The following is a 7,572-nucleotide window of genomic DNA, read 5'->3' on the forward strand; positions in this document are numbered from 1 at the left end:
GTACCCGCGTCGTCAGCGCTCGAACCGGTAGCCCATCCCGGGCTCCGTGATGAAGTGCTTCGGGTGCGCGGGGTCCGTCTCCAGCTTGCGCCGCAGCTGTGCCATGTAGACGCGGAGGTAGTTCGTCTCGGTCCCGTAGGAAGGCCCCCACACCTCCTGCAGCAGCTGCTTCTGGCTGACCAGCCGCCCGGTGTTGCGCACCAGCACCTCCAGCAGATGCCACTCCGTGGGGGTCAGCCGTACGTCCCTGCCGTCCCGCTGGACCTTCTTGGCGGCCAGGTCGACGGTGAACTCCTCGGTCTCGACCAGGACGTCGTCCTCGCCGCCCCCGGTGGGCTCCGCCCGGCGCACGGCGGCCCGCAGCCGGGCCAGCAGCTCGTCCATGCCGAAGGGCTTGGTGACGTAGTCGTCGGCGCCCGCGTCCAGCGCCTCCACCTTCTCGTCCGAGGAGTGCCGGGCGGACAGCACCAGGATCGGCGCCCGGGTCCAGCCGCGCAGCCCCCTGATCACCTCGACGCCGTCCATGTCGGGCAGTCCCAGGTCGAGGACGACCACGTCGGGGTGGCGGGAGGCGGCGAGGTCGAGCGCGGTCTTCCCGTCGGCCGCCGCGTCGACCTCGTACTTCCGCGCCTTGAGGTTGATCACGAGGGCCCGCACGATCTGCGGCTCATCCTCGACCACGAGGACCCTGGTCATGAGGCCTGCCTTTCCGGTTGTACGTCTTTCGCGTCGCGCACGTCTTCTGCGGCACTGTCCTCCGGCGCGAGCTCCAGTGGCTTCGCGGCGCGGAGGGTGAGGACCATGGTGAGGCCGCCGCCGGGTGTGTCCTCGGCGTTCAGAGTGCCGTTCATGGCCTCGGTGAAGCCACGCGCCACGGCGAGACCGAGCCCTACTCCGGCACCGCGCGGGGCGTCGCCGTAGCGCTGGAAGGGCTCGAAGATGCGTTCCTTGGCCTCGTCCGGGACTCCGGGGCCCCGGTCGACCACCCGGACCTCCACCCGGTCGGCGATGGCGCTGGCGGACACCAGGACGGGTCTGTCCGCCGGGCTGTACTTGACCGCGTTCTCGACCAGGTTGGCCATCGCCCGCTCCAGCAGCCCGGGATCGACGGCGACCATGGGCAGCGTCTCCGGGATGTCGAGTTCCGCGCTGCCCTCGGGGACCCCGACCAGCGCCATGGGCACCACCTCGTCGAGGTCGATCTCCCGGACGATCGGCATGACCGTGCCGGTCTGGAGGCGGGACATGTCGAGGAGGTTGCCCACCAGGTGGTCGAGGCGGTCGGCTCCATCCTCGATGCCCTCCAGCAGCTCGGCCTGGTCCTCCTCGGACCACGCCACGTCGCCGGAGCGCAGCGAGGAGACGGCCGCCTTGATGCCGGCCAGCGGGGTCCGCAGATCGTGGCTCACGGCCGCCAGGAGGGCCGTACGGATGCGGTTGCCCTCGGCGAGCGCGCGGGCCCGGTCGGCCTCCTCGCGCAGGCGCCTGCGGTCCAGTACGACGGCGGCCTGCGCGGCGAAGGCGGCCAGCACCCGACGGTCGGAGGCGGGCAGCACCCGGCCGGTCAGCGCGAGGGCCATGTGGTCGCCGACCGGCATGTCCACATCGCCCTCCTCGGGCCGCTCCAGAGGGGCTCCCACGCCGACCCGGCCCGCGCAGGTCCAGGGATCGACGTCGCTCTTGCGCTCCAGCAGCGCAACGGACTCCATGCCGAAGGTCTCCCGGACCCGCTCCAGGAGCGCTTCGAGGCTGGTCTCACCGCGCAGCACACTGCCCGCGAGGAAGGACAGGATCTCCGACTCGGCGCGCAGTCTGGCGGCCTGCTCGGTCCGTCGCGCCGCGAGGTCGACCACGGAGGCCACGGACACGGCGACCCCGACGAAGATCGCGATGGCGACGATGTTCTTGGGGTCGGCGATGGTCAGCCGGTGCAGCGGGGGCGTGTAGTAGTAGTTCAGCAGGAACGACCCGAGGGCGGCCGAGACCAGCGCCGGCAGCAGCCCGCCGAGCAGCGCCGCCGCGACGGTCAGCGACAGGAACAGCAGCATGTCGTTGGCGAGGCCGAGGTGGATGGCGTTCAGGAGGAACGCGAGCCCGACCGGTCCGACGACACCGGCCACCCACCCCGAGACGATCCGCGCCCGCCCGAGCCGCGCGCCCCGGGCCACCGGCAGTCCGCGCCCCTTGGCGACCTCTTCGTGGGTGACGATGTGGACGTCCAGGTCGGGACCGGACTCGCGGGCGACCGTGGTGCCGACGCCGGGCCCGAAGACGTATTGCCAGGTCTTGCGGCGCGAGGAGCCCAGGACGATCTGGGTGGCGTTGACGCCGCGCGCGAAGTCGAGCAGCGCGGCCGGGATGTCGTCGCCGACGACGTGGTGGAAGGTGCCGCCGAGGTCCTCGATCAGCGTGCGCTGCTGTGCAAGTTCCTTCGGGGAGGCGGAGGTCAGACCGTCGCTGCGGGAGATGTAGACGGCCAGCACCTCGCCGCCGGCGCCCTTCTCGGCGAGCCGCGCGGCCCGCCGTATCAGCGTCCGCCCTTCCGGCCCGCCGGTCAGTCCTACGACGATGCGCTCGCGCGAACCCCAGATCGCCGACACCTGGTGCTCGCTGCGGTACTCCTGGAGGTACTCGTCGACCCGGTCCGCCACCCACAGCAGGGCCAGCTCCCGCAGGGCGGTGAGGTTGCCGGGGCGGAAGTAGTTCGAAAGGGCCGCGTCGACCTTGTCGGGCTGGTAGATGTTGCCGTGCGCCATCCGCCGCCGCAGCGCCTGTGGCGACATGTCGACCAGTTCGATCTGGTCGGCCCGGCGGACCACCTCGTCCGGCACGGTCTCCTGCTGGCGCACCCCGGTGATCGACTCGACGACGTCGCCGAGGGACTCCAGGTGCTGGATGTTGACGGTCGAGATGACGTCGATGCCGGCCGCGAGCAGTTCCTCGATGTCCTGCCAGCGCTTGGTGTTGCGGGAGCCGGGGATGTTGGTGTGGGCGAGTTCGTCCACCAGGGCGACGGCGGGGGCCCGGCGCAGTACGGCGTCGACGTCCATCTCGGTGAAGACGGTGCCCCGGTAGGCCAGCTCCGCGCGCGGGACCTGCTCCAGGCCGTGCAGCATCACCTCGGTGCGGGCCCGGCCGTGGTGCTCCACGAAGGCGACCACGCAGTCGGTGCCCCGCTCCACCCTGCGGTGTGCCTCGGACAGCATGGCGTACGTCTTGCCGACGCCCGGTGCCGCACCGAGGTAGATCCGAAGTTTGCCGCGTCCCATGGCCTCATTGTCTTCCCGTCACACCCGTGCACGCAGCGTCAACTTTACGGCCGATAAGTCCGACAAAAGGGGTGGCGAGCCTGGTCCTGGACGTCTTTGACACAACCCTGATGCCCGTACGGCACGGTACGGGCATCAGGGCACGGCGGTGTTCAGTTGGGGTTGTCGCCGTGGGTGAGGGTCTCCCAGGCGACGAAGAGGTTGTTCGTGCCGGCCGGCCGGTTGTTCAGGGTGAGCGTCTGGGTGTTGGTCATCGCGACGCCCAGGCGGTTGTGGAGGGCGTTGTAGCCGACCTCGGTGACCGGCCCGAGCCCGAGGGTCAGCGACCCGCCGCACAACCAGCTCGGTACGGCCGTGCCCAGCTGGTACTTGGCCTGGAACCCGAGCGCCTGCCGCAGCCGCTCCCCCACGTCGGTGCCGTAGAGGTCGGTGCCCTGGATCCGGCTGGTCTCGGCGACGTGCGAAATCGACGAGAGGCCGTACCCGGTGTGCGTGAAGTCGCGGCACGTCTCCTGGGTGAGCCCGGTGACGAAGGTCGACTGGCCCTGCCAGTAACTGACGATCTTCGCCGTGGTGTTGAGGTTCTGGCTCGGCACGGTCTTCGGTACGGAACCGTCCGAGGCGAGGTAGATGTACGCGGCCGTCCGCGTCCGGAAGATCGCCATGGCCTTGTCGTACGACGTCTTGTCCTCCAGGAAGACGGAGATGCCGACGGCGGCGTCCATCATCGTCAGCTCCCAGTTCCCGTTGGAATTGGAGCCGTTGATGATCTCGGGCAGGTACACGTTGCGGAGCATGGTCGCGAAGCGGGCCGAGTTGGTCCAGGTCCCGGTGTACGTGTACTTGATGATCTCGGCGGCCTTGGGCCAGGAGGCGCCGGCCCAGCCGGTCTGCAGGGGCGCGTTGCTGTTGGTGTGGCTGGTGATCGTGGCCGACCAGGCGTCCATGATCTCGATGGCCTTCTGGGCGTAGCGCGCGTCCTTGGTGATGTACCAGGCGAGCGCGTCGGTGTAGGCCGCTATGGCGTCCTCGCGTTCGTCGGTGCAGCCGTAGTTGGGGTTGGAGTACGGACCGCACTCGACGACGGCTCTGGGCTTCGGGGTGCGGGTCAGGCTCGCGTAGGAGCCGGCCATCATCTGGTCGTAGGCGCCCTTCCAGGGCTGGGCGCCGGCGAGGACCTCGGTGCGGGCGAAGTCCAGCTGACTTCTGGAGACGTCGACTCCGGGATGGACGAAGGTGGCGGGGGCCGCCTCGGCGGCGGGGCCGGGCTGGGCGAAGAAGCCCAGGACGAGTGCGGTGACGACGGAGAGCAGGGCAGCGCGGCGCACGGTGACTCCGTTCTCGTATGTGAACACAGAGCACCCTCATGAACTTGGGCGTTGAGCCGAGACCATAGGTACGGACCAATGCGCCGTCAAGAGTGCGCGCACGACGAAGGGCCGCACCCCCGGAGGGGTACGGCCCTTTCGTGTCTGTCCGTTCCGGTCAGCGGACCTCGGTGATCTCCGGTCCGCGCTGCAACTGACCCATGCCACCGGAGAAGCGGGAACCCGCCTCCTCCTGCTGAACGCCCTCGGGAACCATCTGGGCGTCGTTCGGCAGCTTCAGGACGATCGGGTCGCGGGGCGCCATCGGGCCCTCGCCGCGCACAACAACCGTGTCCCGGAAGATCTGCTCCAGCAGCCCGGCCGCCTGCGGCTGCACCGCGCCCTGTCCGGAGATCACTCCGCGCAGGAACCAGCGCGAACCGTCCACACCGACGAACCGCACCACCTGGAAACCGCCCGTGCCGTCCGGCAGCTGCACCGGAACCTGCGCGCGCAGCTCCCAGCCCAGCGGCCCCTCGACCTCGTCGACGATGCCGCCCTGTTGGGTGATGCCACTGGCGATCTCCTCGCGGACCTCACCCCAGATGCCCTCGCGCTTGGGGGCGGCGAAGGCCTGCAACTGGATGGCACTGTCCTTGAGGACCACGGTGGCGGCGACGATCGCGTCACCCGCGACCTCGACCCGCAACTCCATGCCGTCGACTCCCGGCACGAACAGACCGCCCAGGTCCACCCGGCCCTCGGCGGGGTCGCCGACCTCCGAATCGTCCCAGGGTCCGTCGGGGCGGGGCTCCGGTTCGAGCCTCACGCGCTCCACCGCGTCCGCCTCAGTGTCGACGTCGTCGACGACCTGCTCGGCCTCGCTCGCCGCGTCCTCGGCGGCAGTGCCCTTCTTGCGACGTCCGAACACGTCACTGTCCTTCCCGGTCGGATACGACCGAAGCGTATCGATTCCCACCCGTGGTGCCGCCCACGGCGGCGTGACCGCCGGTGGACCCGAAGCCCCCCTCGGCCCGCGCCGAATCGGGAAGTTCCGCGACCTCCCGGAAGCGGACCCTCTCGACCTGCTGGACGACCAGCTGGGCGATCCGGTCGAAGCGCTCGAACCGTACCGACTCGTACGGGTCGAGATTCACCACGATCACCTTGATCTCCCCACGGTACCCGGCATCAACCGTCCCCGGGGCATTCACTAGGGCGACACCGCAGCGGGCGGCGAGCCCCGAACGGGGGTGCACGAAGGCCGCGTACCCCTCCGGGAGCGCGACAGACACCCCCGTGGGCAGTACGGCCCGTTCACCCGGCTTCAGTTCCCGGCCCTCGGTGGTCCGCAGATCCGCGCCCGCGTCACCGGGATGCTCGTACGACGGAAGCGGTACGTCGGGGTCGACGCGCCGGATCAGTACGTCCAGGGGACTACGGCCACTGCTCACGGGTTCACCTCGAAGGCACGGGTACGCCGGACCTGGTCCGGGTCGTCCATGGCGGCCCGGATCTCCTGCGGGCGGCCGTTGTCGATGAAGTGGTCGACCTTCACCTCGATGAAGAGGGCGTCGGCGCGCACGGCGACCGGCCCGTCGGGAGCGCCGATGCGTCCGGTGGCGGTCGAGTAGATCTTCCGCCCGGCCACGGCCGTCACCTCGGCCTCCAGGTACAGCACGGTGTCCACGGGCACGGGCCGCACGAAGTCGGTCTCCAGGCGGCCGGTCACCGCGATCGTCCGCAGCAGCCAGTTCAGCGAGCCGAGGGTCTCGTCCAGCGCGCTGGCGAGCACCCCGCCGTGCGCGAGGCCAGGGGCACCCTGGTGGGCGGCCCGCACGGTGAACTCGGCGGTGATGGTCACACCCTCGCCGGCCCGCGCCGCCAGATGCAGCCCGTGCGGCTGGTCGCCGCCACACCCGAAACACTGTTCGTAGTGGGCACCCAGCAACTCACCGGGCGCGGGCGCGTCAGGGTGCCGCACCGGTTTCACGGCGTCGGACGGAGGCTTGAGAGCTGGAGAAGTACCACCCACAGCCGCAGACCTTACCCGCGCGTCGGTAAGTTCCGGACACCGTGCCAAGCTTGGCTCCATGCAGCTTTCCGCCTCGCCCTACGACGAGCGCCTCACCGCCCCCCGTTCGTGGTGGTTCATCTCGTTCCTGGTGGGCGTCTCCTTCGCCCTGATCCTGCTGCCCTTCGGCACCCTGCCGATGCTCGGCGGCCTGGTCGGCGGCACCGCGTTCGCCGCGGTCACGGCCAGCTCCTACGGCTCGCTCCGCATCCGCATCGTGGGCGACTCGCTGATCGCCGGCGAGGCGAAGATCCCGGTGACGGCCCTGGGCGAGGCGGAGATCCTGGATCCGGAGGAGGCGCGCGCCTGGCGCACCCACAAGGCCGACGCCCGCGCCTTCCTGCTGCTGCGCTCCTACATCCCCAGGGCCCTGCGCGTGGAGGTCACCGACCCCGCCGACCCGACGCCGTACCTGTACCTGTCGACGCGCGAGCCGGAGCGGCTGGCGGAGGCGCTGAAGGCGGCACAGGCGGCGGCCGTCTAAGCGGTTTGGGTGATGTCGGCTGCGGTGTGGGTAGGCGTCCTGCGGGAGGGACGCGATGCCGAAGAACCTCCATCTCGAGCTGACCGATGATCAGCGTCGTGACCTGCGTGAGCTATTGGGCCGACGCGGCCTGGCCCGGCATACCCGGCTGCGTGCGGAGTGCGTCCGGCTGCTCGACCGGGGAAGGACGGTGACCGAGGTCGCCGACCTGCTGGAGTGCAACCCGGTCACCGTCCGCGCCGCCGTCCACCGCTTCGAGAAGGGCGGGCCGGACGCGCTGCCGGACGCGCCCCGGCCCGGTCGGCCCGCCAGGATCCTGGGTCCCGCGGACCGCGCCGAGCTGGCCGACCTGCTGGACACATCGGCCGCCGCAGGGATCACCTGGACCGCCCCGGCCCTGCGTGACTGGCTCCGCGACGAGCGGGGCGTGGAAATCTC

At 70.5% G+C, this 7,572-nt stretch carries 8 protein-coding genes; 2 read left to right on the plus strand and 6 right to left on the minus strand.

Annotated elements, in window-relative coordinates; all coding sequences use genetic code 11:
* Nucleotides 1-12: 12 nt before the first annotated feature.
* The 6 genes from AB0I51_RS27730 to AB0I51_RS27755 all read right to left on the minus strand — a co-directional run bounded on the left by AB0I51_RS27730 (nt 13) and on the right by AB0I51_RS27755 (nt 6,611).
* Nucleotides 13-696, minus strand: coding sequence for a response regulator (locus AB0I51_RS27730; RefSeq protein WP_362979594.1), 684 nt, complete (start codon nt 694-696; stop codon nt 13-15).
* On the minus strand, nt 693-3,269 hold the full coding sequence (locus AB0I51_RS27735) for a sensor histidine kinase KdpD (protein WP_362979596.1): 2,577 nt from the start codon (nt 3,267-3,269) through the stop codon (nt 693-695). Before AB0I51_RS27735 ends, AB0I51_RS27730 begins: the two co-directional genes overlap by 4 nt.
* 152 nt (nt 3,270-3,421) lie before the next feature.
* Nucleotides 3,422-4,597, minus strand: a complete 1,176-nt coding sequence (locus AB0I51_RS27740) for an alginate lyase family protein (RefSeq protein ID WP_362979598.1) — start codon at nt 4,595-4,597, stop codon at nt 3,422-3,424.
* A 157-nt stretch (nt 4,598-4,754) separates the two neighbouring features.
* Nucleotides 4,755-5,507 carry a DUF3710 domain-containing protein gene (locus AB0I51_RS27745; protein WP_019072963.1) on the minus strand — a complete coding sequence of 251 codons (753 nt, stop codon included), beginning with the start codon at nt 5,505-5,507 and terminating at the stop codon, nt 4,755-4,757.
* A 1-nt stretch (nt 5,508) separates the two neighbouring features.
* Complete coding sequence (gene dut / locus AB0I51_RS27750; RefSeq protein ID WP_359610058.1) at nt 5,509-6,030, minus strand: dUTP diphosphatase; 522 nt, start codon at nt 6,028-6,030, stop codon at nt 5,509-5,511.
* Complete coding sequence (locus AB0I51_RS27755) at nt 6,027-6,611, minus strand: PaaI family thioesterase (RefSeq protein WP_362979600.1); 585 nt, start codon at nt 6,609-6,611, stop codon at nt 6,027-6,029. Before AB0I51_RS27755 ends, dut begins: the two co-directional genes overlap by 4 nt.
* 58 nt (nt 6,612-6,669) lie before the next feature.
* Between AB0I51_RS27755 and AB0I51_RS27760 the strand changes: the two genes are divergently transcribed.
* On the plus strand, nt 6,670-7,134 hold the full coding sequence (locus AB0I51_RS27760) for a DUF3093 domain-containing protein (RefSeq protein WP_362979602.1): 465 nt from the start codon (nt 6,670-6,672) through the stop codon (nt 7,132-7,134).
* Between the two features lie 55 nt (nt 7,135-7,189).
* On the plus strand, nt 7,190-7,572 hold a 383-nt coding region (locus tag AB0I51_RS27765; protein WP_362979604.1), incomplete at its 3' end, for a helix-turn-helix domain-containing protein.

It is taken from the genome of Streptomyces sp. NPDC050549, assembly GCF_040655035.1.
Lineage (GTDB): Bacteria > Actinomycetota > Actinomycetes > Streptomycetales > Streptomycetaceae > Streptomyces.